Origin of the sequence: Listeria tempestatis, from assembly GCF_963575625.1 — a bacterium.
Lineage (GTDB): Bacteria > Bacillota > Bacilli > Lactobacillales > Listeriaceae > Listeria > Listeria tempestatis.
The window spans coordinates 49,498-74,355 of record NZ_CAUYTK010000008.1; the positions used below are offsets into that span (position 1 = coordinate 49,498).

24 protein-coding genes and 1 tRNA gene are annotated in these 24,858 nt (G+C 38.1%); 2 read left to right on the top strand and 23 right to left on the bottom strand.

The annotated features are described in order from the left end of the window. Positions 1-19: 19 nt before the first annotated feature. From R8923_RS10310 to R8923_RS10355, 10 genes are all read right to left on the bottom strand, one after another. Positions 20-1,210, bottom strand: a complete 1,191-nt coding sequence (locus R8923_RS10310) for a phosphoglycerate kinase (RefSeq protein ID WP_485872690.1) — start codon at positions 1,208-1,210, stop codon at positions 20-22. 140 nt (positions 1,211-1,350) lie between these two features. Next, the gene (gap, locus tag R8923_RS10315; protein WP_088809780.1) at positions 1,351-2,361 is read right to left on the bottom strand and encodes a type I glyceraldehyde-3-phosphate dehydrogenase; all 1,011 of its coding nucleotides are present in this window, start codon (positions 2,359-2,361) and stop codon (positions 1,351-1,353) included. Between the two features lie 35 nt (positions 2,362-2,396). Further along, positions 2,397-3,443 carry a sugar-binding transcriptional regulator gene (locus R8923_RS10320; RefSeq protein WP_485872691.1) on the bottom strand — a complete coding sequence of 349 codons (1,047 nt, stop codon included), beginning with the start codon at positions 3,441-3,443 and terminating at the stop codon, positions 2,397-2,399. Positions 3,444-3,848: 405 nt separating this feature from the next. Next, a complete protein-coding gene (rpoN, locus tag R8923_RS10325; RefSeq protein ID WP_485872692.1) occupies positions 3,849-5,192 on the bottom strand; it encodes an RNA polymerase factor sigma-54 in 1,344 nt (447 codons plus the stop codon). Between the two features lie 246 nt (positions 5,193-5,438). Next, entirely contained in the window at positions 5,439-6,365 is a 927-nt protein-coding gene (locus tag R8923_RS10330; RefSeq protein ID WP_485872693.1) for a dipeptidase, read from the bottom strand. Positions 6,366-6,380: 15 nt separating this feature from the next. Next, positions 6,381-6,764 carry a hypothetical protein gene (locus tag R8923_RS10335; protein ID WP_485872694.1) on the bottom strand — a complete coding sequence of 128 codons (384 nt, stop codon included), beginning with the start codon at positions 6,762-6,764 and terminating at the stop codon, positions 6,381-6,383. Between the two features lie 66 nt (positions 6,765-6,830). Beyond that, positions 6,831-7,061: a hypothetical protein gene (locus R8923_RS10340; protein ID WP_485872695.1), complete on the bottom strand. Its 231-nt coding sequence runs from the start codon at positions 7,059-7,061 to the stop codon at positions 6,831-6,833. 144 nt (positions 7,062-7,205) lie between these two features. After that, positions 7,206-7,763 (bottom strand): hypothetical protein, encoded by a 558-nt coding sequence (locus R8923_RS10345; protein ID WP_485872696.1) that lies wholly within the window; start codon positions 7,761-7,763, stop codon positions 7,206-7,208. 15 nt (positions 7,764-7,778) lie between these two features. Then, entirely contained in the window at positions 7,779-8,438 is a 660-nt protein-coding gene (locus R8923_RS10350; RefSeq protein WP_485872697.1) for a hypothetical protein, read from the bottom strand. Between the two features lie 410 nt (positions 8,439-8,848). After that, positions 8,849-8,920 (bottom strand) — tRNA-Arg (locus R8923_RS10355). 182 nt (positions 8,921-9,102) lie between these two features. Between R8923_RS10355 and clpP the strand changes: the two genes are divergently transcribed. Next, positions 9,103-9,696, top strand: a complete 594-nt coding sequence (gene clpP / locus R8923_RS10360; protein ID WP_088809773.1) for an ATP-dependent Clp endopeptidase proteolytic subunit ClpP — start codon at positions 9,103-9,105, stop codon at positions 9,694-9,696. 45 nt (positions 9,697-9,741) lie between these two features. Here the strand turns inward: clpP and R8923_RS10365 are convergent, their stop codons facing one another. The 4 genes from R8923_RS10365 to R8923_RS10380 are packed head-to-tail and all read right to left on the bottom strand — an operon-like array spanning position 9,742 to position 14,431. Next, the gene (locus R8923_RS10365; protein ID WP_485872698.1) at positions 9,742-10,911 is read right to left on the bottom strand and encodes an MFS transporter; all 1,170 of its coding nucleotides are present in this window, start codon (positions 10,909-10,911) and stop codon (positions 9,742-9,744) included. Positions 10,912-10,957: 46 nt separating this feature from the next. Then, a complete protein-coding gene (locus tag R8923_RS10370) occupies positions 10,958-11,446 on the bottom strand; it encodes a hypothetical protein (RefSeq protein ID WP_485872699.1) in 489 nt (162 codons plus the stop codon). A gap of 57 nt (positions 11,447-11,503) precedes the next feature. Next, on the bottom strand, positions 11,504-12,829 hold the full coding sequence (locus R8923_RS10375; protein WP_485872700.1) for a 6-phospho-alpha-glucosidase: 1,326 nt from the start codon (positions 12,827-12,829) through the stop codon (positions 11,504-11,506). Between the two features lie 21 nt (positions 12,830-12,850). Beyond that, complete coding sequence (locus R8923_RS10380) at positions 12,851-14,431, bottom strand: alpha-glucoside-specific PTS transporter subunit IIBC (protein WP_485872701.1); 1,581 nt, start codon at positions 14,429-14,431, stop codon at positions 12,851-12,853. Positions 14,432-14,676: 245 nt separating this feature from the next. On the opposite strand from R8923_RS10380, the gene R8923_RS10385 reads away from it, so the two are divergent. Then, a complete protein-coding gene (locus tag R8923_RS10385) occupies positions 14,677-15,435 on the top strand; it encodes a MurR/RpiR family transcriptional regulator (protein ID WP_485872702.1) in 759 nt (252 codons plus the stop codon). A gap of 150 nt (positions 15,436-15,585) precedes the next feature. Here the strand turns inward: R8923_RS10385 and R8923_RS10390 are convergent, their stop codons facing one another. The 9 genes from R8923_RS10390 to R8923_RS10430 form a co-directional block, all read right to left on the bottom strand. Beyond that, on the bottom strand, positions 15,586-16,383 hold the full coding sequence (locus tag R8923_RS10390) for an alpha/beta fold hydrolase (protein WP_485872703.1): 798 nt from the start codon (positions 16,381-16,383) through the stop codon (positions 15,586-15,588). A 521-nt stretch (positions 16,384-16,904) separates the two neighbouring features. Beyond that, the gene (namA, locus tag R8923_RS10395) at positions 16,905-17,918 is read right to left on the bottom strand and encodes an NADPH dehydrogenase NamA (RefSeq protein ID WP_485872704.1); all 1,014 of its coding nucleotides are present in this window, start codon (positions 17,916-17,918) and stop codon (positions 16,905-16,907) included. A gap of 15 nt (positions 17,919-17,933) precedes the next feature. Next, complete coding sequence (gene whiA, locus R8923_RS10400; RefSeq protein ID WP_485872705.1) at positions 17,934-18,908, bottom strand: DNA-binding protein WhiA; 975 nt, start codon at positions 18,906-18,908, stop codon at positions 17,934-17,936. A gap of 5 nt (positions 18,909-18,913) precedes the next feature. Next, positions 18,914-19,879, bottom strand: coding sequence for a gluconeogenesis factor YvcK family protein (locus tag R8923_RS10405; protein ID WP_485872706.1), 966 nt, complete (start codon positions 19,877-19,879; stop codon positions 18,914-18,916). A gap of 1 nt (position 19,880) precedes the next feature. Further along, on the bottom strand, positions 19,881-20,756 hold the full coding sequence (gene rapZ, locus R8923_RS10410; RefSeq protein ID WP_485872707.1) for an RNase adapter RapZ: 876 nt from the start codon (positions 20,754-20,756) through the stop codon (positions 19,881-19,883). A gap of 211 nt (positions 20,757-20,967) precedes the next feature. Beyond that, complete coding sequence (locus R8923_RS10415; RefSeq protein ID WP_485872708.1) at positions 20,968-21,096, bottom strand: hypothetical protein; 129 nt, start codon at positions 21,094-21,096, stop codon at positions 20,968-20,970. Between the two features lies 1 nt (position 21,097). After that, positions 21,098-21,745: a hypothetical protein gene (locus R8923_RS10420; protein WP_485872709.1), complete on the bottom strand. Its 648-nt coding sequence runs from the start codon at positions 21,743-21,745 to the stop codon at positions 21,098-21,100. 301 nt (positions 21,746-22,046) lie between these two features. Continuing rightward, positions 22,047-23,774 (bottom strand): phospho-sugar mutase, encoded by a 1,728-nt coding sequence (locus tag R8923_RS10425; protein ID WP_485872710.1) that lies wholly within the window; start codon positions 23,772-23,774, stop codon positions 22,047-22,049. A 48-nt stretch (positions 23,775-23,822) separates the two neighbouring features. Further along, entirely contained in the window at positions 23,823-24,857 is a 1,035-nt protein-coding gene (locus R8923_RS10430) for an aldose epimerase family protein (protein WP_485872711.1), read from the bottom strand. Position 24,858 lies beyond the last annotated feature (1 nt).

Here is a 24,858-nt window from a genome sequence, read left to right on the forward strand (position 1 = left end):
TCGAACTAAAAATTTGTTTTTATTTATCGCTAATAGATGCAACGCCTGGTAGCTCTTTACCTTCTAGATATTCTAAAGAAGCACCGCCACCAGTTGAAATATGTGTGAACTTATCAGCAAAGCCAAGTTGCATTGCCGCTGCTGCTGAGTCACCACCACCGATAATTGTTGTTGCATCTTTTAAGTTTGCAATGGCTTCACAAACACCAATTGTACCTTTTGCAAAATTGCTCATTTCGAAAACGCCCATTGGTCCGTTCCAAATAACTGTTTTCGCGCCACGAAGCTCTTTTGCAAATAGTTCGATTGTTTTTTCACCAATATCAAGACCTTCTTCATCAGCAGGAATAGCGTCAGATGCAACTGTATGGAAAGGAACATCATTGCTGAATTCTTTCGCTACAACAGTATCAATTGGAAGAACAAGTTTGTCGCCCGCTTCTTCCATTAAACGTTTTGCAAGATCAACTTTATCTGCTTCAAGAAGCGAGATACCTACTTCATAGCCTTTTGCTTTCATGAATGTATAAGCCATACCACCACCAATTAAAAGTTTGTCTGCAACTTTCAATAAGTTTTCGATGACACCAATTTTATCGGATACTTTCGCGCCACCTAAAATAGCTACAAGTGGACGATCTGGGTTTTCAACAACCCCACCGATAAATTTAATTTCTTTTTCCATTAAGAAGCCAGCTGCAGAATCTAAGTTTGAAGCAATCCCAACGTTAGATGCATGCGCACGATGAGCTGTTCCAAAAGCATCATTTACGAATACATCGCCTAAAGACGCCCAGTATTTTCCAAGCTCAGCGTCATTGCCGCTTTCTTTTTTGCCGTCAACATCTTCAAAACGCGTATTTTCAAATAAAAGAACGTCTCCGTCTTTCATATCAGAAATAGCGCCTTCAAGTTCTGGACCGCGTGTTACAGGAACAAATTTCACTTCTTTGCCAAGTAATGTGCTTAAACGTTCAGCAACTGGGCGAAGAGATTTGTCTTTTTTATCTTCTTCAGTTTTCACTTTTCCAAGATGGGAGAATAAAATTGCTTTTCCGCCTTCTTGTACAATATATTTGATAGTTGGAAGAGCAGCTACAATACGATTATCGTTTGTGATTTCGCCGTCTTTCATTGGTACGTTAAAGTCAACGCGAACAAGTACTTTTTTGTCTTTTAAGTCTAAATCAGTCACTACTTTTTTAGCCATTTGGATTCCTCCTGATAATAACAAAATACAGAGTCTCTCGTGTAATTTGAGTTTGTAACATAAAGCTAAAGAATTTCAGAAAACAAGCGGAAACAAATACATGTCTCCGCCTATTCGTTTAAAACTTATTTAATTCAGGCTTATTTTGCAATTTTAGCGAAGTATTCTAAAGTACGAACTAATTGAGCAGTATAGCTCATTTCATTGTCATACCAAGAAACAGTTTTAACTAATTGTTTGTCTCCAACAGACATAACTTTAGTTTGAGTTTCATCGAATAAAGAACCGTAAGTGATACCTTTAATATCAGAAGATACGATTTGGTCAGCAGTGTAACCAAATGTTTCTGGATCGCTTGCAGCTTTCATTGCAGCATTTACTTCATCAACTGTTACTTGTTTGTCTAAAACTGTTACAAGTTCAGTAAGGGAACCAGTTGGAACTGGAACACGTTGAGCAGCTCCGTCTAATTTACCTTTAAGGCTTGGTAATACTTCACCAATTGCTTTTGCAGCACCAGTAGAGTTTGGAACGATGTTTTCAGCCGCTGCACGAGCACGACGGAAGTCACCTTTAGGATGTGGACCATCAAGAGTCATTTGATCACCAGTGTAAGCATGGATTGTAGTCATAAGACCTTCAACAATACCAAAGTTATCATCTAAAGCTTTCGCCATTGGAGCTAAGCAGTTTGTTGTACAGCTTGCACCAGAGATAACTGTTTCAGTTCCATCAAGTGTTTCATGGTTAACATTGTAAACGATTGTTTTCATGTTACCAGTTGCAGGAGCAGAGATAACAACTTTTTTAGCACCAGCTTTTAAGTGTAACTCAGCTTTTTCTTGAGTCGTGAAGAAACCAGTACATTCAAGAACAATTTCTACACCTAAGTCGCCCCATGGTAATTCTTCAGGGTTACGGTTAGCTAAAACTTTAACTTCTTTTCCATTAACTTTAAAGAAACCATCGTGAACTTCAACATCTTTACCGAAAGTACCTTGTGTTGTGTCATATTTTAAAAGGTGTGCTAACATTTTAGCATCTGTAAGGTCATTGATTGCTACTACTTCAATTCCTTCTACTTCTTGAATACGACGGAATGCTAAGCGTCCAATACGTCCAAAACCATTAATACCAACTTTAACTGTCATGAGTTATTTCCTCCTTGAAAATAAGTGAAATTTTTTTATTTCAAATGGGTTTTACTCCCATTTAAAAGCATGTTCGCTGCTCCTTCATCTGTGACTAAAATCGTATTTTTCGGAGCACTTTTCATATACGACTTAATCGCTTTCGCCTTTGAAGTCCCACCCGCAACAACAATAATATGTGGGATTTTGGCTAAATCTTCAAATTGCAAACCGAATGTAGAAACTTTATGTACAACTTCTCCTTGCTCATTGAAATAATAGCCAAATGCCTCGCCGACTGCCGAAAGACGTGTTATTTTCTCAATAACTTCATCGCTTGTATGGCGTCGTTTCGCCATCGTAAACGCGTCACCGATGCCATGAACGATTGCGTTTGCTGATTGTACCAAGCGCAAACCTTCTTGAATCGCAGGTTCTTTCATAAGGGATTGATAAGCTTCTTCACCTAACTGCTCTGGCACGTATAGAACACGGTGTTTAGTACCTGTTTTTGTTGCGATGCGGTCGCAAATGGTGTTGGCTTGATTATCTAAATCTTCACCGATTCCACCTCGCCCAGGAACGAAAAGTAACTCTCGCCCTTTCGCAAAATCACTAGGCATTGTATCTGCAAAGTTTGCCATTGTAGAACCACCCATTACAGCTACAACATTGCGCTTTTCAACTAATGCTAAATCAAGTTGTTTTACAGCAACACGACCCATTTCTTCCCGAACCCAAGGCGTAACGTCACTATCACCCTGCACGACTAAACATTTCTTTATTTGTAAAAGCTCCGCCAGTCTATTTTCTGCAGAATGTAAACCAGATAGTTGATTCATTATGCTTTCCAGGTCACGAAAAACAATGAGACCTTCTTTTGTCACAGTCATTCCTGATGATGCAATATCAATCAGGCCTTGTGCTTTCAAAAATTCAACTTCGCTACGAAGAACGCGTTCACTCATGCCTAGCATTCCCGCAAGAGTCCGCCTGCCAACAGGCTCTGCAAAATAAATGGAACGAAGTATTTGATAGCGTTTTTGCATGACCGCTAAAACGTCGGGTAATAACTTTTGTTGAATGTTAATTAAATCTGACATTTTAATTGCTCCTCGCTTTTGGACGCTAATCGACCCGCATAGTCACCTGGCGTCCCGTTGAAACTAAAAAAAGTGGAGATGAAGGTTTCTAAGTTTTGACCGGATGAATTTTTCAAATCATACGTCTCTCTTTTTCTTACCCTCTCTCGCCCTACGTGCTTTATGGTGAAGCATTATCATTCCTTTATTACCCTACGATATTTATTTTAACAGTCTTCCGGAAATTCTTCAAGTAATAAGTGGGACATTTATGAAAAAACAAACATTCTTTACAAAAGAAAAATATTTCATTTTGCTTAGAGCTTCTTGTAGCTAGCTTCGTTAGAATCAGCTTTCTTATCATATTTTCATAAAAAAAGACGAATTCCGTCCCATCTTTTTTAAAACTGGGGCAAAACTCGTCCATCATTCATCAAATCGTTTTCGTTTAGAAGAAGAAGGAATTCGTAATTCCGTTCTGTATTTAGCAATTGCTCTTCTCGAAACTTCAATCCCTTTTTCTTCAAGTAAATCAACAATTTTTTGGTCAGACAGCGGTTTTCGTTTATCTTCTTCATCTATAAAGTTAAGAATCAATTGTTTAATACTTGCACTTGAAACATCACCTGTATCCGCTGCTGTCTCTTTTTTCTTTTGTAGACTAGAAGTGAAAAAAGATTTAAGTTCAAATACACCTTGACTTGTTTCAATGTATTTCCCATTAACAGCTCGACTAACCGTTGACTCATGCACACCAATTTCTTCAGCAATTTTCTTCAAAGTAAGAGGCTCTAGGTAGGCATTTTTTAGAAAATGCGCTTTTTGATGAGCAACAATGGCTGTCCCGACGCGCTTCAATGTATCCTCACGTTGCTCCATACCTTTTACAAGCCAGTCGTATTCTCCAGCTTTATCTTTTAAAAAATTCAGCACATCTTTTTCTTTTGTATCGCGCATCATTTTATAATAGTTATCTTGAAATCTAATTTGTGGAATAAATTGTTTCGCAACTGAAACGTATAGCTCCTGCCCTGATTGTTGTAAAATTAAATCTGGGACGACATATTGCACGCGTTCCGTTTCAAACTCAGAGCCAGGTTTAGGATTTAACGTTTGCACAAAATCAGACACTTGTTGAATTTCTGAAAGAGGCACATCAAGCGCGCTCGCGATTTTCTTCCATTTTTTCTCCGCAAAAGCAGTAAAATGCTCTGAAATCACATCATAGGCAATATACGGCGCATCTGGCGAACGATCAATCTGCAGCAAAATACACTCCCTTGCGTCACGCGCACCAACACCAGCCGGCTCTAAACTTTGTAAAACTTCAAGACCCGTAAGCACATCCGCTTCGCTCATCAAAAGTCCGCTCGCAATCGTTTCAATGTCCGTCACTAAATAGCCAGCATCATTCAAGCTTTCCACAAGGTAAAGTAAAATAATTTTTTCCTTGTAACTTAATTTCATAAGCGAGATTTGATTCTTCAAAAAATCAGCAAGTGTTTCCGTGCTATCCGCAATTTGTTCCAACCAGTCCTGATCTGTATCATAATTTTTTTTACGCTTCTTATAGCTGTAATCTGTCGCAATATCCATACCAGCGACTACTTCAATCAAAGGATTTTCTAGAGCCTTATCTTCCAAAAAAGTCGTTAAGTCAGCTGTTGTAAATTGTAATATCGCAATAGATTGGGATAATTGTTGCGTCATTGCAAGTTTCATCGATTGCTTTTGCTGCTGCTTCTGCGCATAATTGGATTCTAATCTCATGTCAAAGCCTCCTTTTCATCAACTATTATAACACGAGAATAAAAAACACGTTAGAAGACGGCGTTTTCAAAAAACATTTCATTACGTTCTTTCCATTCTTCATAGAACTAAAATCTACGAGACAATCACTTTCGTCTAAACAGAATGCCTTAAACTGATGATAAATTCTCGTCATCAATTTGAATGGGCATAAAATTTACACAGACTTCAAGTTTTTCTATGCGCTAAAACATCCAAATATGTTTTTTATCTTGGTAAATGATTCATAAAATTTTTATGCGCAAAGCCTTCTACATCTTCCTTTGAGAAATACTTCAATAAAACTTCGATAAAATCTTGGTACTTGCTAGCATTTTCAAGCCCTTTTACATGGGACGGGATACCATCAAAATCCGATCCAAATCCGATATTATGAATACCTCCCAGTTCAGCAATATGCTCAATATGGCGGACAATATCTTCCATTTCTGCAGTCCCACTATTGGTTGTGAAAAGCGGATGGAAAACCACATGAATCATCGCATCATGCGCAATCATTGCTTTTAATTGCTCATCGTCCAAATTGCGGACATGTGAACAAATCGCTTTTGCGTTTGAATGGCTTGCAATTGGGAATTCCGCAACATCAATTGCATCCCAAAAACTTTTCACACTTAAATGCGAAAAATCTGTAAAAACTTTTCGTTCATTTAAACGTCGAATAATATTCTTACCAAATTGCGTAAGTCCCGCCCCGCGCGGTTCCAGAATGCCATCAGCCGCTAAATTCGCATTGTTCCACGTAAGGCCAACAGAAAGAACGCCACTATCTAGCACCTGCTCTAAACGATCCAAATCCTGTCCTAGCGGCTCCACACCTTCTAACGTTAGTGCTGCCGCAATTTTCCCATCCGGCAACATCTCCAAATCAGTCCATTTTTTAAGCGGCTTTATTATGCCATCACGATGTATAATGTGCTGTCTAAAAATATTTTCTTGTTCCACCGTCTTTTTCCACTTTTGTTCAACAGGTACTTCCGGATCTAAAAAAATGGCGAAGCCCTGCAGCATTATATCCCCAGCAAGCAAATGCTCAAAATTCACATCTAGTTCCTCGTCATCTTGAAAAGTCATACGTCCCTTAGCTTTTTGCAACTTATAAAGAACATCACAGTGCATATCAACAATTTTCATGATTAAAATCCTCCCTTAAAATAGCGCTTGTCCCTCGAGACTTAAAAGTTTCCGTACCGTGTTTTGATGCCACCTACGTCCTAGTACGCGCTTACTGACTAAATATTTTCCTTCTTCAAGTTTCTCATCTTCTGTGAGCGCTTGAATTTTAAGTTCATAAACGAGCGTTTTTTTTCGCATTTCTATTTTATGCAGCTGAGATTTCGCCAAAAAATGCATTTCTGCTTCACCTAATTTAAATTGAAAGGTAAATAACCCGACATTTGTAAAGGCTAAGACGAGTGTATGACGCGTTCGCATCGTTGGTCCCGCATACATAAAATGCGCTTCTGTTATTGAAAGCTCATTTTCTTTTGCATACTCAAAAAGCTCATTTTCTAACCGTTCTTTTAAACCCATTTAATCACCTTTTTCCGTCATTAACTTCATTATAAACGGGATTTTTCTAGAAAGGTAGGAAAATCTTTATTTTATCATTGAACAAGTCATAATTTGCTTTAAAAATAATCTCTGCAGTCGATTATTTTGATCATAAAATTCCACAACTTCTTCCCGCATGTCAACAAAAACAGGAAAAAGAGCCAACTCTACATGCTTAAGTCGAATACATACCGCCTTTTTTAAATTCATCGCATTCAGTAATGTAAAAACAATTTCATCTTCTAACATTCTTTCCTGTTCAAACAAACTATACATGCTCTCGCCACCTATTTATTTCCTTTTAAACATTATACGAACGTTTGTTCTATTTTGAAATAGGTCAAATGAACGAAAAAAAGAGACGAGCTTTCCTCATCTCATTCGAAACTAAAGATTAGTATATGACTACATGCTATTCTGTTAACTGTTTACTGTCTCTAAATCCAAAATACATTTTGCTAGCTTTTCTTGTATCTTGTTATTAAAAGCAGCTTCACCAAAAGTTACATAATGCGTTTGATTATAATAGAATAACAATTGCACCTCTTCTTTATCTTGCATTTCTAGCGCTGTCCAATTTTCAATGTCGGAATTCATAAAAGCTGGGGCACTTATATTTTGACAGTTTAAAAATAAAAGCGGGGTTTTTTTAGCGCCTCGTAGTAGCTCTCTTAATTTCTTTAGGTCGGCCTTTTTTAAATATTCACCTGTCACCGCGAGAGCGTCGTATTTAGATAAATTTTCCGACGTTACTTTTTCAGTTGTTAAACTTTCAAAATCAAACCATTCACTTGTCCCTGTGCCTTCTCCAAAAATACCAACATGTATTATTTTTTCGTTTTCTGATGTAGAAATAAGCGTATTCCCTCTACTAGATGCGTGGAGTATTTGACTAGGATTAACAAAAATGACAGTGATGAGGCAAAAAGCAATGACAAGGATACAAATTGCAAATTGTGATGCTTTTTGAATTTTCATTTCCAATCCCCCCTGTTATTGAGCGTAAAAATGACCATACTTATACACATACTTATATTTTGTCTTAGCTTTTGAGACAGAATAATTAACTGAGCCTACTCCACCAACATTTAATGATACGGACGAGGAAGAAGAAGTCGTTCCTTTATCATAAAAATCACCATTTATACACCAATAAATATTATTTTTCGATAAAAATTTTACTTTGAATGAGCCTTTAAATTGTTTAGATACACCGTACCATGATCTGACTAAATTATAATCAATAATTTTATCAAATTGTCTAAATGATCCTTGTGCCCACATTTTCACATAAATATCAATTTTAGGCTTCCATATTCCGCCAATATTTATCGTTTTTGTTAAGTGTTTATACAATGTATTTGAGGAAGCTTTTAAAAGTGGACGTTTAACATCTCCTTGCGCTAAACGCTTTTTTACTTGATCGATTGAAAGCCCGTCTCGTTTTGCGATTCCTGCTATCATTTCGTCATATGTAACTGAATCAATTGTCGTCCCGTCTTTTGTCACAACATGGGGTTTAGTTAAATCAACACCTTCTAAATTAATAATTTCACCTTGCACATTTGAACTAGCAGAAGCACTTTCTGTACCGGTTTGAGCTCCTGTCAAAATAATCGTGAGAAGTAAAATTCCATAGAAAAACTTTTTCATCTTATATGCTCCATTCTATTATGCGTTTAAAAAGCTTTTACATGTAAATGATATCACATAAATGAAATGTATAGATTCAGAAGCATATTGATGTAAATCCTTACTTTTTTAAGCGATTTTTATTGCCAAAAAGAGTTATTTACCCTTTTCATTAGTAAAAAATTAGTTTTTATCTGTAACTATTCACATTTTATGCAGTTCGCTTAGCGACTAGACATATTTTCTTCATAATTTTAATAGAATATGAAAACAATAATAGTTTTTTAAGCATAATTTATTTAAATATGTGACTTTTGATAAATAATTATTTACCGATATACAAAAATAATAAAAAACATCTCGAAATTAGCCTGAACAGTTAAAAACTGATTTTAAAGCCGTTTTCGAGATGTTTTCAAAAGAATTTTTAACGCCCTCGGAGGGAATCGAACCCCCATTTTAAGAACCGGAATCTCACGTGCTATCCGTTGCACCACGAGGGCAAATAAATTTACCGTACGAATAGTAATTATAGCGGAAGCAGTGCTCTTTGACAAGTTTTTAATCAAAAGAAAGGGTTTTAAGAGTCTTTCATTTGACCTAATTTGACCAATATTGTATGATGTAAACAGTGAATGGGATATATGCCCATCTTAAATTTTAGGCTTATAGGAGGAATCTTAATATGAATTTAATCCCTACAGTAATTGAACAAACAAGTCGCGGGGAACGTGCTTACGACATTTATTCCCGTCTTTTAAAAGATCGTATTATTATGCTTGGTTCTGCAATTGATGATAATGTTGCCAACTCCATTGTTTCGCAGCTACTTTTCTTGGATGCACAGGATCCTGAGAAGGATATTTTCCTATACATTAATTCTCCGGGCGGGAGTATTTCTGCTGGGATGGCAATCTATGATACGATGAATTTCGTTAAATCTGATGTGCAAACAATTGGTATGGGTATGGCGGCTTCAATGGGGTCATTCTTGCTAGCTGCAGGAGCGGACGGTAAACGTTTTGCGCTTCCTAATACAGAAATCATGATTCACCAACCACTTGGCGGAGCACAGGGACAAGCTACGGAGATTGAAATCGCAGCACGCCACATTTTAAAAATCAAGGATCGTATGAATCGTATTTTATCCGAAAAAACGGGTCAAACGCTTGAAGTAATTGCGCGCGATACGGACCGTGATAACTTCATGGATGCGGAGCAAGCGAAGGAATACGGCTTGATTGATGATATTGTTGTAAATAAAAATAACTTGAAATAAGACTATTTATAAAGATTGTCGGTTGCTAGCAATCTAAGTCCAAACTCAAATGAGTTTGGACTTTTTTACTGCCTGTGCTTGCAATTGGGTTGTCAGCCACAAAGCAACAATCGGGATGACACCCACAATAAATAGCGTAATATCAACATTAAATGCCTTTGTAAGGTAACCAGATAAAACGGGGATAAGTAAGGATGAGAGCCCGGTAAAAATACTAAGGGCGAACAATTGACCAGTTGATTGCATTCTTTCATCAGTCATATCAAAAATAAGTTGTTTGGAGGAAATCATTAATAATGGGGTTGTAAAAAACTGGAGAGCGCTTAAAGCAATGATGACCCAAGCACTTCCAGAAATAGCGAATAAAATGAATTGCATGCTAAGGACACACGCCGTTATTTTTAATAATGTGAAATTGGTCCATCTACTAAATAGTTTGGCACCAAATAAGTACGCTGGAATTTCAAAAAGGGATTGAATCGACCATTTGTAACCAATTTGGAGATTAGTTGCCCCGAGCGTTATCATTTTATCAACAACCGTAATATTATTCGCAATAATCGCGCTATAAAGTAAAAATAAAATGATAATGAGCAGTCGGTAGTGCCGGCTAGCAATTACCGTTTTAAAATCTTTTAACTTCACCTTTTCAGTATGTTTTTTTATTGTCTTTTCAATATCTTTTAGAAACAAAACGAGTAGCATTGAAATCACAACTAAGGCAAATATCCCTAAAGAAAGCCCTGTGTATCCAGCGCTACTAATAAAAAGCGACAGCAATAAACTCCCAATTGCCCAGCCAATCGAACCGAATGCTTTAATAAAAGAAAAGTTTGCCCGAACTTCAGCACTTCCTTTTAAAATCCACGTATCCGATAATCCTGTAATCGTGTTGATTAGTCCGCCACTAATAGCTAAAAGAAATAAATGCAGCAAAAAAAGTGGTGCATCAATCAAATAAAGCCCGCATGTTGCGAGTAAATAAAAAAGAAGCAGCAAAAATACAAATCGCTTGATTGTTTGAAATTTATCCGCATAAAAGCCGATAAACATTTGTAAAAAAATAGTAGTTACCGCGTAAGAGGATAATAAAATACCTCGTTCAAATTCATCGTAGCCGATTTTTGACAGATACGGAGTAAACTGAGTTAAACCAAACGAAAAAGCCATATACATCAAAATGTACAGCACGACAAAACGCTTCCTCTCACTCACACAAAAACCTCCTTTTGCTTAAAAGAGAACGTTTTTTAAGCGCCGTTCATAATAAAAGTTGCCTAATTATAAAAATGACAAAAGCAATGATCCCAACATACACACAAATTAATAGCTGCCAGCGCCATTTCAATTGCCGAAAATGAATGTGCCTAACATCCCACGAAAACTCATTTTTAATAAACCAAACGATGAGTGCTGCACCTATCATGTTTAACATAAAAAGTTGCGAGACCAGTAAAACAATTGCTGCAAGCTTCGCAAATGATTTGTCTTCCTCTTTTAACACACGAATTTGACGCGTTAGAAACCCGCAAAAAAAGAAGCAGAGAAACGTAATGAAATATACCGTATAAATTGGGTTGTGCTGAACAGGTGATAAAATTCCTAATTTTGTTTCTAGTGATACAAAAAAAAGATATCCTAAAAAAAGACACGGAATTATATAAAAGAATTTTTCCGTTATGTGTAAAATCCAATCTGGTGTTATTTTCGTTCGAAACAACTGCATTTTATGTAAAACCAGCGCTCTCATTTTATTTCCCCCTAAAAGGAGAAGCAAAATGACCGAGGTCATTTTGCCCCTTCCACTTTATTTTAAAACCGGCCAAAACTCCTTGTTCGCCTCAATTAAATCGTCTAAAATTTCCTTTGCCACTTTCGCACTTGGTACCGTCTTGTTCATCGTAATGGCCTGCCAAACTTTCTGGTAAGAACCTTCGATATAACCTTCCACAGCCAATTTTTCAGAAGCAATTTGCTGCTCCATCAACCCCTTTTGGAAAGTTGGAATTTTGCCCATTGAAAGCGGCTCAAAACCATTTTTCCCAACAATACAAGGAATCTCCACCATCGCCTCAGAATCAAAATTTTCAATTGCTCCATTATTTTGCGTGATAAGAAGCATTCTTTCTTTTGTGTTAAAAGTTAAGGCTTTAGCTAAGTCGACGATAAATGAGGCGTGTTCACTCGAATGAATCGATGTGTCTTTCGCTGTTTGATTCCCCACAATTCGTTCGCACTCTTCAAAAACTTCTTTTTCACGTCCATCTATTATTTCATTGGCACGCGTATAATTTTTATCCGAATGAAGAACGGTTTCATCGGCCATCAAATAATATTTCAAATATGTGTTGGACAAGTACTCTGGCTCAATTTCAAGCAACTCTTTACCAGCACGCATCGCTTCAAGCCAGCTTGCCTCTTTATGTTGTCCCGCTTGAGTATCTTCCGTATAGCCCTGCTTGGCAATATGTGCTTTAATTTTTGGCATTAAGTCATTCCCTTCGTGATCTTGAATGTTTGTCCACCAGCCAAAATGATTGAGCCCGTAATATCGCACTTCCATATCTTTACGGTTTTTCAAGCCAATTACACGCGCCATAATATCTTCCAGACAAATTGGCATGTCACAAATATTAATGATTTTTGAATTAGGACGTAGACGTCTAGTGCCTTCTGCTACAATTGCCGCCGGGTTCGAATAGTTTAACATCCATGCATCAGGCGAATATTTTTCCATGTAATCGACCATTTCAATAATCGGTCCAATCGAACGTAAACCGTAAGCAATTCCCCCCGGACCACACGTTTCTTGCCCAACAACCCCATGTTTTAATGGGATTTTTTCATCTTGCTCGCGCATCGCATATTTCCCAACACGAAGTTGTGCCATCACGAAATCAATATCAGAAAAAGCTTCTTTTGGATCAGTAGTATAGCTAAACTCCACTTCTGGCGCACGTTCTTTAATAATAATTGCACAAGCCTCTGCCACTTTGCGCTGCCTTTTTTCATCATTATCATAAAACTTAATTTTCCGCACTGGGAATTCTTCCATCGCTTCTAAAAGCATGACAACAATCCCAGCCGTATACGTACTTCCTCCACCAGCAATCAAAATTGAACTTTTTTTCATAACAACAACATCCTTTTCTAATTAAAGTAATTTTTCAAATTCCGAACGAACAGATGGGACCGACAGGCCGACAATAATTTGAATGGCGTCACCGTTTTTTACAAGCCCCTGAGCCCCAGCCTTCCGAAAATCGCTTTCAGAAGCAATGATGGACCCGTCTTTAACGGTCAGCCGTAAGCGCGTCATACAATTGGTCACATCCACAATATTCTCTTTTCCGCCTAGCGAATCTAAAAATTGTAACGCCTTTTTTGCATTCGGATTTTCTTTTTTCCCATTTCCTTTTTTCTCATTTTCCTGTTTTTCCTTATAATCTTGTTTGCTATAAAGCTTCATTTCCTCGTTTTCATCTTCACGACCAGGCGTTTTCAAATTGAATTTTTTAATTAGGAATGTGAAAACAAAGTACCAGATAAATACGAATATGAGCCCGAGAATGATTTGCGTCACATAGGTTGGCCAGTGATATTTCCAAAGTGGCAACCAGTTTATCGCAAACCAATTGATTAACCCGCCTCCAAAGTCTCCGACAACACCAAATACATAACCTAACGTTGAAAGTGTAGCGGCTAACAAGGCATGCACCACAAATAATACTGGCGCAAAAAATAGGAATGTAAATTCAAGCGGCTCCGTAATACCAGCAAATACGGCTGTAGCCGCGACTGGAATCATCAAGCCTAGTACTGCCTTACGTTTTTCTGGTTTCGCCGTTTTATAAAACGCCAACGTAATCCCAATGGAACCAAATACTTTTGACATGCCAGATAGGGCAAAGCCGCCTGCAGGATACATTTCCTTCAATGTTTGTGCATTTGTTTGGAATTCACCAAGATGTGTTGCCCAATATGCGGCCATTCCTCCTGGAACAACAGCATTATCATACGCGAAAGGCGCATATACAAAGTGGTGAAGTCCCGTTGGTATTAATATTTTTTCTAAGAAAGAATACACCCACACGCCTAGTGCCCCTGAAGAAATGAAGAATCCTTGCATATCGAGCATAAAAGCTTGGAAATGCGGCCAAATAAAAGCAAATAAAAAAGCGACGGGGAGCATCACAACAAATCCTAAAATAACGATGAAAGATGTTCCTCTAAAAACGCCTAAGACTTCTGGTAATTCTGTATCAAAATAACGATTATGTAAGTAAACGACAATACCAGAAATAATCAATGCTCCGACCATTCCAGTGTCGAGGGTTTTAATGCCCGCAATATTGGCTAGCCCACTTGTTCCGCCAATTTCTTGTGTCATATCCACACCAAAATTCGCTCCCCAAGTCGTTAAAATCGCAGATACAAAATAGTTGAAAGTCACATATGTAACGAGCGCTTCAAGACAGGCACGCCCGCTTTGTGATTTTGCAAGCCCAATTGGAAGACCAATTACAAATAGTAACGGAATTTGCCTAAAAACAGCCCATGCTCCCTCTGCAATGACATTCCAGATTTGAAACCATAAATGATCTGGAGTCGCAATATCTCCCATAATATCTGGATTCATAAATAAAATTGAGAATCCTACGACAATCCCTGCGAATGAAAATAATAGTGCTGGTGCCAGCATGGCTCCCCCAAATTGTTGTACTTTCTTCATCATAATTTGCAAAACCTCCTTTTTTAATGTTAAGACGTCTTATGATGCTCATTTTAGACTGAATGATAGCGCTTTACAATACTATTATTCGGATTATCTCTCAAGTTCCAAAACAGGAATTTTTCACAAAAGATGGAACTTTTCACACGTTTTGTTTTATAAAGAAAATATCGCTCTGTCGTCAGTTTAATGCTACAATAAACTTAGAAACGTAAGCGCTAACAAATATGTAAAGGATTTGATTTCAATTGAAACTTGAAGAGCTTGTGAATAAAAATTACGAACAACTTAATCAGAATGATAGGCATATTTGGAATTATATTTTGTCGAATAAGCGGGCATGCAGTGAAATGAACATTAATGAAATTGCGAAAAATTGTGCCGTTTCAAGAACGACGATTCTTCGTTTTGCAAAAAAAATTTCACTTTCAGGATTCAGTGAATTAAAAATTCATTTAAAGTGGGATTTAGAGCAAGAGGTGAACATGATGGCAGAATCAGTCGATATGATTTCTGAGGGTTATACGCGTACAATCCAAGAGTTGGTACGAAAGGATTTTCTTCCAATTTGCCGGCTGATTCATCAAGCAAACCGCGTCTTTATCTTTGGTTCAGGTGATTATCAAATGTCGGTTGCCAAACAACTAAAATTACTTTTCTTACACGGTGGAGACTGTTTCTACGATTTTGATGCGGTAACGATGAACAAAGAATTTTTCCAAATTGTAAAAGAGGATGATTTAGTTTTATTAATTTCATTAGATGGCGAGTCACAGTCTGTCGTCTCTGTTGCACAGCAATTAAAACTTGCAAACGTACCCGTTATTTCGATTTCAAAATTAAAAAATAGTACGCTAGCAAGCTTGAGTACCGAAAATATTTATATGAATAACACTAAAATTAGTTTTGACAATAAAAGCACCAAAACATTTGAATCTACTGCTAGCCTATATCTCATTGCCGAATTGCTTTTTGTACAGTACAACCTTTATAAAAATCAACTTTAAAACGAGTTTTCTCAAAACAAAAAGCCATACGACGGGGAGATGGCTTTTTGTCATTCTAGTGAATGCTCTTTACTTCTTTATGTATATTCTCATTCTTTGGCTAATCAGTGTAAGCTATCACACAGGCGAATTAGGGGCTGAATAAATATGTTACACATCCCCAATAAATTTCAAAAAATGCTTATTTAGCTCTTCTTTTGCATCTATTGGCAAATTGTGCCCAGCTTCATCAAGAATATACACCTCTTTATTCTTTTTACGCTCTTTGTCTTTCATCAATTGTTCTTGATCTAAAAAACCAACAATCTGATCAAATTTCCCCAATAAAACGGTGCCCTTCACCTCAGAAATATCATCAAATAAAGTGCCTTCAAATGAAAATGCATAATCGTCATCCTTGATATGTTCCCAAAATTCATTAATTCCTTTTTGAACTCCAGGTAAAATAGACTGCTGGTAATCAAACCAAGTTTCCTCGCTAATACGAACATTCATATTTAAAAAATCCGAGAAAAATTCCTGATTGCAAATTGGATCTACTCTTTCTGCAAAAATATTTTTATGTTTAGCAAGACGTCTCTCTTCTTTTTTTGCTTTAACAACTGGACAAGTCAAGAAAAAACCTCTAACTTGATTTGAAAATATACGGGTTAATCCTAAGCAAAGATAGCCGCCATATGAGTGACCACAAAGGATAATTGGCTGTCCCTTTGAGTGACGATTAATAAATTTTTCAAATTCAAGTAAGACATCATCCGAATTTTTTATGCCCTGCTTTATTTTAGATTCTCCCATACCAGGAATATCTAGATAAACTCTGTTAAAACTTGATTTACTATCAAATAGTCCTTCATAAAATTGAATCATACTCTCTAAACTCAGACCATTTCCATGAATAAAATAAATAGGTACTCCCGCACCAAATTCTTTATAATGAATATCCTCCATTTCCATCCCCCTAACTATTTATCATAAATCAAATCCATGTTTCATCTTATTTTCAGACAAACTTCAAGATTATAGACTTCTATTTTTTTAAAATTAATAAGTATATTTCTATACTATCATAACTTTGACTCTTTTCTTGAATTTTTTTGTCCAACTTTACTGTTCCACTCAAATACGACTTATTTCCCTAGCATATATTGAACAGGTGGAGTATATTCTATTGCTCCATTTACTCTTCATAAATTAGTTATTTAATACATTTGACGTGTAGCACACTATACTTTTAACTTACCCTAATAATTAATTCTGTCAACTCATTGTCTATATGAAATCTCCTTCTAAATCTTCGAAACATACTTGCCTAGCTGCTTCAGCTCCATTTAATATTTAAATCAAGTTATTCAACTATAAGCATGAATTGTCACTCTAAGCTTATCCCGTCATTTATCCCCAAAAAACCGGGCAAAATTTTACCCGGTTTTCATATTCAGCTAAGATTATGTCTCAGCCACATTAATTTTTTACCATCCTCGGCTATACTGCTTCGGACCATCAATTGTTTCTCCGAGCTCAATGGCTGCTTCACGTGTAAAATATGGGTTACGCAGTAGTTCACGGCCGATAATAATTAAATCTGCTCGGTCGTTACACAAGATTTCTTCTGCCTGAGTGCCATTTGTGATAAGACCTAAAGCGCCTGTCGCGATTCCAGCGTCACGGCGAATCAATTCGGCAAATGGCACTTGGTAACCAGGGTAGCTAGATGGTGCTACAGGTACTAGACCTCCGCTTGACACATCTACTAAATCAACGCCATCCGCTTTCATCCACTTCGCAAACGGCACATAATCTTCAGGTTTTAAGCCGCCATGCGCATAGTCTGTTGCTGAAACACGTACAATGACGGGACCGTCCCAGACTTCGCGCACTGCTTTTATAATTTCACTTACAATTCGGTAGCGATTACCAGCAGGACCGCCGTATGCATCTTCACGGCGATTTGTAATAGGTGATAGGAATTCATGAAGCAAATAGCCATGTGCCGCATGCAATTCGATGACATCAAATCCGGCTTCTGCCGCACGATAAGCGGCGCGTTTAAAGTCTTCTACCACTTCTTTTATTTCTTCTAAAGTTAGCGCATTTGGTTCGCTGTATTTCTCACTAAATGCGATAGCAGATGGCGCAACAATTTTCCCAGGAAGTTCAGCTTTTCTACCCGCATGAGCAAGTTGAATTCCTGCTTTTGCGCCGTGATAATGAATACCATCTGTAATTCGCTTAAGTGCTGGAATCTGCTCATCGTTCCAGAGACCTAAATCTTTTGTGGAGATGCGGCCGACTTCTTGAACGGCCGTCGCTTCCAAAATCACGAGTCCGATTCCACCTGCAGCACGGCTCATGTAGTGCGTGAGGTGAAAGTCGGTGGCAATACCGTCTTCTTTATCGACCGAGTACATGCACATTGGCGACATCACAAGGCGGTTTTTTAGTGTAATATCTTGCAATTTGTAACTGGAGAATAATTTCGACATCAACATTCGCATCCTTTATTTTATACTTTGAACATTTAATCCAATTTGTGAAGGGGTTTCCCCGTTTTTTAGACGTTCGGCAATTTGGTCAATTTTTCGCAAACGGTGATTAATGCCTGATTTTGAAATGGTACCATTTGAGAGCATTTCACCAAGCTCTTTTAGCGAAACGTCTTCATGCGTGATGCGGAGTTCAGCAATTTCACGCAGTCGTTCTGGCAGTGCTTCTAAGCCGACTTCTGCGCGGATAAATTTAATGTTTTCAATTTGTCTAACTGCCGCATTAATTGTCTTATTCAGATTTGCCGTTTCACAATTGACAAGGCGATTCACAGAATTTCGCATGTCGCGCATAATACGGACGTCTTCAAAATGAAGTAGCGCCTGCGTTGCGCCAATAATACTCAAAAATTCCGTAATTTTTTCTGCTTCTTTTAAATACGTAATGAAGCCACTCTTACGTTCGAGCGTCCGCGCATTCAAGTCAAATGAATTGAGCAGTGCGCAAACCGCCTCGTTATGTTCCTCATAAACTGAGAAAATTTCAAGATGGTAAGACGAAGTTTCTGGATTGTTCACCGAGCCACTTGCTAGAAAAGCGCCACGCAAATAAGCACGTTTGGCATTCCGTTTTTTTACAAATGCCCTATCAATCGACTTTGTAAACGTAAAATTATCTTGTAAAATATATAAATCTTCAAGAATTTCCTTCGCCTTTGCCTTCAGCCGAACAATATACACATTATTTTTTTTCAACTTCATTTTTTTTCTAACTAAAAGCTCAATCGGAACGTCGTATAAACGCTTCAAGAGTTGATACATACGCCTAGCAGTGGCTGCGTTCTCCGTTTGAACATCCGTCACCATTAAACCATTTGAAAATGACATGGCACCGTTCATTCGAATGAAGGCGGCAAGTTCGGCTTTCGCCTCATCTTCTGTCACATCCATATTCGTTAATTCTTTTTTTGTTTCCGAGGCAAACGACACAACACTCACTCCTTTTCATCATCATCGGAAAGCATATTTAAAAGAGCCTGCGCTACTTTTTCACCATCATGCCGGACAAGACGATTTTCTGTTGAAAGAAAGTCATGATACACTTCTTCAACACCAATTTTTTTAAGTGCTTCGCCGCTGTGGGTCACTTGTCGCACATCATCTGGAAATAGTAATTCTACCGGAACTTTCTCCGTATTAATCAACATTTTCGTAATAAACGGCGTGCCCACATGTTCATGGATTGCCTGAATGTGGTCTGCATCACTAAAATAATCTGTTTCACCAATTTGAGTTAAAATATTCGTGATGTAAACCTTCTCTGCTTTTGATTGAACAATGGCCTTTGATAAACCTTTGACGAGGAGGTTTGGCATGATACTTGTATATAGGCTACCTGGGCCAATCACAATTAAGTCTGCCTCTTGTACTGCTGCTACAGCCGTTTCAAGTGGTGCCACATCTTCTGGCTCGATGAACACCCGTTTGATTTGCTTTCCTTGTAAAGGAATAATCGACTCGCCGGTTACAATTTCCCCGTCCTCCATCTCCGCTTTTAAAATAAGAGGGTGGTCGGTAACAGGAATGACTTTGCCACGAATCCGCATCACTTTTGAAAGGACGTCAATGGCGTCCACGTAGTTTGCATTGAGTTCAGAAAGCGCCGTTAAAATAAGATTCCCTACAACATGACCAGATAAATCACCATCTACTTTGAAACGATACTGAAAAAGGTCAACAAGGCGCTGGTCAGCATTTGATAAAGCAACCATGACATTGCGAATATCGCCGGGCGGGAGCACATTCATTTGCTGCCGAATTTTCCCAGAGCTACCACCATCATCAGCCACTGTGACGAGCGCAGTCAAATCAACATTTTTATTTTTCAAGCCTTTTAAAATGACGGGAATTCCAGTACCACCGCCGATAACTACAATCTTTGGTTTTCTAGCTTTTTCCATGTTACTTTTCCTTTCTGCGTTTCATATCTCGATGTGAAATCGTCGTTTCATATTTACGTTGCAAAGCTTTTCCAATATATTCAGAGAGCGCAACAGAACGGTGTTGTCCGCCCGTACACCCAATCGCGATGACAAGCTGCGTCTTTCCTTCACGTTTGTAATAGGGCAGTGTGAAATTGAGCAAATCAAGCGTTTTATCCAAATAAGTTTGCGTTTCCGGCCATTTCATTACATAATCATAAACATCGCTGTCAAGTCCAGTTAAAGGACGCATTTTATCAATATAATGCGGGTTAGGTAAGAACCTCACATCAAACACAAGGTCAGCATCAATTGGTAAGCCGTACTTAAAACCAAAAGACATCACTTGCACATTAAAAACATCTTTATCTTCTGCTTTAAACTCTTGATTAATACGTTCTCTAAGCTCGCGTGGTTTCATATTGGACGTGTTAATTACAAGTTGCGAGCGACCCTTTAAATCACTTAATAAATCGCGCTCGGCTTTAATCCCTTCTAAAACAGAGCCATTTGGTTCAAGAGGATGATGCCGTCTTGTTTCTTTGTAGCGTGAAACTAAAACCCCATCATCTGCTTCTAAAAAGAGAATTTTAGTCGTAATAAAAGAGGTGTTATCAAGCTCATCTAGCGCTTGTTCAATCGAGTCAAAAAAGTCACGACCACGTAAATCCATAACGAGAGCAATCTTGTTCATTTTGCCAGATTCCTTCATAAGTTCCCAAAATTTAGGCAATAAAGTCGGTGGTAAATTATCAACACAGAAATAGCCTAAATCTTCTAAAGACTGCATGGCAACTGTTTTACCTGCCCCGCTCATCCCCGTAATAATAACTAATTGCAATTGATTCGTCGCCAAAAACACTCACCCTTCCGTCATTTACTATATACCATTCTACCATATTTAAAGCTTGAATGATGCAAAAAGAGGTTTAGTCGGTAAAGCGGATGATGTATAAAAACTGCGGTGCCTACCTTTTACGATTAAAATTCCCTCTCTTAAATAAAAAAAGCGATGCAAGCGTTTGACGAATCAAAACACACACCACTTTTCTATTTTATAATCCCGATTACTTTTCTATTTTCCGTGTCTCTATAATGGCTTGTTTAACAGCTTGCTTGATAACCCAATAGCTAATAGCAAAAAATGCAACTGCCAGTACTCCTAATAATGCTAAATTTACTAAACCGTACGTCATATTATCCTCCCCATCCACTATCCTTTTCACGGTAAGTGTCTTTTCCAACCCAAAGTTCAGATTTAATAGTATTTTCCCGATACGGGGAACGAGCTATGCCTTTGTATAAAGCTACCGCATAATAGCTATTTGTTTCTTTTTTTCTGTATGTTCCAAAATATGTTTGCTGAAAAGAACCTCCAAAATAGGAATTCTGTGAGGAATTGTATGTTCGACTAATATAATCGTATCCTCCTGGAACATTAGTAAAGTCAACATTGTAAGATACGGTGATAGGACCAATTGATCTCTTCACCTTAACCTTATAATTTCGATAACCTGTACCGCTAGACACTGAATTAATTGTTACACTCTTAAGAAGATTTGTGTTGTATGGAGTCCCATTATCATTTAGTAAAGGTAATCCCTCATTAGAAATCTTACTTTCCAAAGTTTCTATTGATTCGATAACAACTGAATTGTCACTAAACGCATATCTAATTGATTTTTCACCCTCAAAAAATATTACTTCACTACTTACTGATTCCGATACTTCTTCAGTATATGATAGTGGTACGACTCCCTTCTTTTCATTTTCGACTAAATGAATTGCATTCTCTTCTGAAACGTCTACACGAGTGAAAAATTTAATATACTCTTGTTCTTCCATTTTGAAACTATCTAGTCCAACTGCAAAAACCTTTTCCTCACCAAAACTTAACAACAATATAATACTTAGTCCAAAAAATACTAACCCTTTTTCATTTAATTCATCTCTTTTTTATGAAATAACATCTGATATAATGTTCATTATATCACACATTTATAAAGAAAACAAATTATTTTCTGAAAATTACAATTAATTCCTGAACATTATTCCGCAAATCAGAGACTGAATAGATAAATCGAACAAAGAAAAAACTCAGTAAAACGCGTTTAAACTAGCATTTTACTGAGTTTCTTTACCTCTTTTATTTTTCAATCCGTTCAAGGAGCTCGGTACGAATTTTCTCAAGCTTAGCCGTGCTAGCTGTTTCCGACTCACCTTTTATACTAAAGTAGAACTTGATTTTTGGCTCTGTTCCAGAAGGACGCAGACAGAACCAAGAGCCATCTTCTAAATAAAATTTTAGAACATCGGCACGAGGAAGTAAGATTGGTGCTGTTTCGCCTGATGTAAAGCTTTTTTCACTTCGTAAATAATCTTCCACATGTGCGATTCTTTCGCCGCCCATGCTTGTCGGAAGTTGATTGCGGAAGCTTGCCATAATGTCTTTAATGCGCTCGGAGCCATCTTTTCCGCTAAGCGTTAGCGAAACGAGATCTTCTTTATAAAAACCGAACTGGGCGAAAAGATTGTCTAGCTCTTCTAAGAGCGTAAGTCCGCGTTCTTTAGCGTCTAGCGCCACTTCGGAAATAGCAAGAACGGCTTGGATGGCATCTTTATCGCGTGTAAAGGATTTGACCATGTAGCCATTACTTTCTTCATAGCCAAATTCAAAAGTGTGCGATCCTGTTTCTTCAAATTGTTTAATTTTCTCGGCGATAAATTTAAAGCCTGTTAAAACTTCAATCATTTCCGCTCCGTAAAATTCAGCGATTTCACGACCAAGGTCACTTGTTACGATGGATTTCAGGACAGCTGCGTTTGCTTTAAGCTCCCCTTGATTTTTCTTTTGTTTAAGCAAGTAGTTTAAAATGAGGGCGCCGATTTGATTGCCTGAAAGCACATTGTATTCGCCGTTTTTCGTGCGTACAGCTACGCCCAAACGGTCCGCATCTGGATCCGTTCCGACCAAAATATCCCCGTCGTACTTCTCACCGTATTCAATCGCAAGTAGGAAAGCTTCACGGTTTTCTGGATTTGGTGATTTTACCGTTTTAAAATCTGGATCGTTTTCAAATTGCTCCTCAACACGAATAATGTTCGTGAAGCCCACACTTTCAAGGGCAGGCACACCTAGAATGCCTCCCGTCCCGTGAAGCGGCGTGAAGACAATCTTCAACGTGTCACCTTTTTCTTTTACAAGCGCTTTATTCACCGTAACCTCTTTTAATTTTTCTAAATAAGGCACGTCTACTTTATCACTGATGACTTCAAGCAAACCGCTCGCCGTAAGCTCGTGTTTGTCACGAATTTCCACCGTAAAAATATCCTGAACCGAATCAATATATTCCGTTACCGCATCCGCTCCTCTTGGTGGCATTTGCCCGCCATCCTCGCCGTATACCTTGTAGCCGTTGTATTCTGGTGGATTATGGCTTGCTGTTATCACAATCCCACTGAAGCAATTTAAATCGCGAACCGCGAAAGAAAGTTCTGGCGTCGGGCGAAGCGATTCAAACACGTAACTTTTTATCCCGTGGGCGCCTAAAACCATAGCACTCTCGTATGCAAATTCTTGCGACATGTGACGCGGGTCATACGCAATCACTACACCACGTTTTTTTGCCGCATCGCCATTTTCTGCTACAAATTTCGCAAGTCCATAAGATGCCTTACGAATTGTGTAAATGTTCATGCGATTAGTCCCTGCACCTAGAACACCTCGCATCCCAGCAGTTCCAAATTCCATATTTTTATAAAAACTATCTTCAAGTGTTTTTTCGTCACCTTGTAAGTCTTCAAGTTGTTTACGCAAATCAGCATCTAGCTGCGCATTGTTCAACCATTTCTCATATTCTGTCTTCCAGTTCATCGTTCACGGACTCCTCTCACAAATACCTTCTGTTATATTTTATCAGTTTCAAGCTTTATTTACAAAAAAGCGAAAAGTTGTCTTAGAGTAAAATGGCTTTTCAGGACGTAATACACTATCGCCAAAGTGCGGATGATGAATTGCATCTGGTAAAATTTGCGTCTCAAACGTAATGCCTGAAAATGGCCGAATTTTTTCATCAAAAACTTTATAGTCCCCAAAAAGTGTATTACCAGTGTAGATAACGACGGCTGGCGCGTCCGTTTCCACTGTAAGCCCGCGACCCGTTTTTATATCGACCAAAATCGCATCAGGTTGTCCTTTTTCATGTTCCAAAATGAAGCCATGATCAAGACCACCGCTTGCCAAATCAATTTGTGGATCGCCTTGTAAAATGGCCTCTCGAATTGGTTTTTTCGTCGCAAAATCAAACGCAGTGCCTGCTGTCGCTTTTATTTCTCCAGTTGGAACTAGATCAGCGTCCACACATGCAAACGCCTGACTGCGCACAAAAAGCTCATTATCAAAAACTGACTCTTTCACATCTCCCGAGAGATTAAAATATGTATGATTCGTTGGATTGAACAAAGTCGGCTGATCCGTCTTCGCCTCATATTCAATTACCCACGCATCGTCGTCCGTCAATGTATAACGAAACACAGCGTCCACTTCACCAGGATAGCCGTTCTCAAGAGCAGGACTTTTATAAGAAAAAACCAGCGAATTTTGTTTTTCTTCTACATGAAAAATTGCACGACTGAAATTGGGACGGCCACCGTGCAGTTGGTGATTCCCATTATTTTTCACAACATCATATCGTTTACCGTCCAGCTCAAAAGAGCCATTTCGAATCCGCCCCGCAACACGACCAACAAAAGCACCAAAATAAGGCGAATGCGCCAAATAGTCAGCTAAATTGTCAAAGCTCAAACTAATATTTTGAAATTCACCAGAACGATTTTCAGTCATAATGCGTGTTACAATGCCACCATAATTTAAAGCTGAGATTTCCGTGCCGCGTTTATTTTTAAGCGTGTACTCATAAATTGGTACACCTTCTATTTCCCCAAAAGTCCGTTTCAAT

Coding starts and splice junctions, on each gene's coding strand:
- R8923_RS10330 (WP_485872693.1), bottom strand. CDS start 6,365: ATGAAAATTGTTGATATGCACTGTGATGTTCTTTATAAGTTGCAAAAA.
- namA (WP_485872704.1), bottom strand. CDS start 17,918: ATGTCGAAATTATTCTCCAGTTACAAATTGCAAGATATTACACTAAAA.
- R8923_RS10420 (WP_485872709.1), bottom strand. CDS start 21,745: ATGGAAGAACAAGAGTATATTAAATTTTTCACTCGTGTAGACGTTTCA.
- R8923_RS10405 (WP_485872706.1), bottom strand. CDS start 19,879: ATGGAAAAAGCTAGAAAACCAAAGATTGTAGTTATCGGCGGTGGTACT.
- R8923_RS10390 (WP_485872703.1), bottom strand. CDS start 16,383: ATGGAGGATATTCATTATAAAGAATTTGGTGCGGGAGTACCTATTTAT.
- R8923_RS10415 (WP_485872708.1), bottom strand. CDS start 21,096: ATGACGTACGGTTTAGTAAATTTAGCATTATTAGGAGTACTGGCAGTT.
- R8923_RS10340 (WP_485872695.1), bottom strand. CDS start 7,061: ATGTATAGTTTGTTTGAACAGGAAAGAATGTTAGAAGATGAAATTGTT.
- R8923_RS10370 (WP_485872699.1), bottom strand. CDS start 11,446: ATGAGAGCGCTGGTTTTACATAAAATGCAGTTGTTTCGAACGAAAATA.
- R8923_RS10375 (WP_485872700.1), bottom strand. CDS start 12,829: ATGAAAAAAAGTTCAATTTTGATTGCTGGTGGAGGAAGTACGTATACG.
- R8923_RS10345 (WP_485872696.1), bottom strand. CDS start 7,763: ATGAAAATTCAAAAAGCATCACAATTTGCAATTTGTATCCTTGTCATT.
- rpoN (WP_485872692.1), bottom strand. CDS start 5,192: ATGAGATTAGAATCCAATTATGCGCAGAAGCAGCAGCAAAAGCAATCG.
- gap (WP_088809780.1), bottom strand. CDS start 2,361: ATGACAGTTAAAGTTGGTATTAATGGTTTTGGACGTATTGGACGCTTA.
- clpP (WP_088809773.1), top strand. CDS start 9,103: ATGAATTTAATCCCTACAGTAATTGAACAAACAAGTCGCGGGGAACGT.
- R8923_RS10350 (WP_485872697.1), bottom strand. CDS start 8,438: ATGAAAAAGTTTTTCTATGGAATTTTACTTCTCACGATTATTTTGACA.
- R8923_RS10320 (WP_485872691.1), bottom strand. CDS start 3,443: ATGTCAGATTTAATTAACATTCAACAAAAGTTATTACCCGACGTTTTA.
- R8923_RS10380 (WP_485872701.1), bottom strand. CDS start 14,431: ATGATGAAGAAAGTACAACAATTTGGGGGAGCCATGCTGGCACCAGCA.
- R8923_RS10425 (WP_485872710.1), bottom strand. CDS start 23,774: ATGAACTGGAAGACAGAATATGAGAAATGGTTGAACAATGCGCAGCTA.
- R8923_RS10310 (WP_485872690.1), bottom strand. CDS start 1,210: ATGGCTAAAAAAGTAGTGACTGATTTAGACTTAAAAGACAAAAAAGTA.
- R8923_RS10335 (WP_485872694.1), bottom strand. CDS start 6,764: ATGGGTTTAAAAGAACGGTTAGAAAATGAGCTTTTTGAGTATGCAAAA.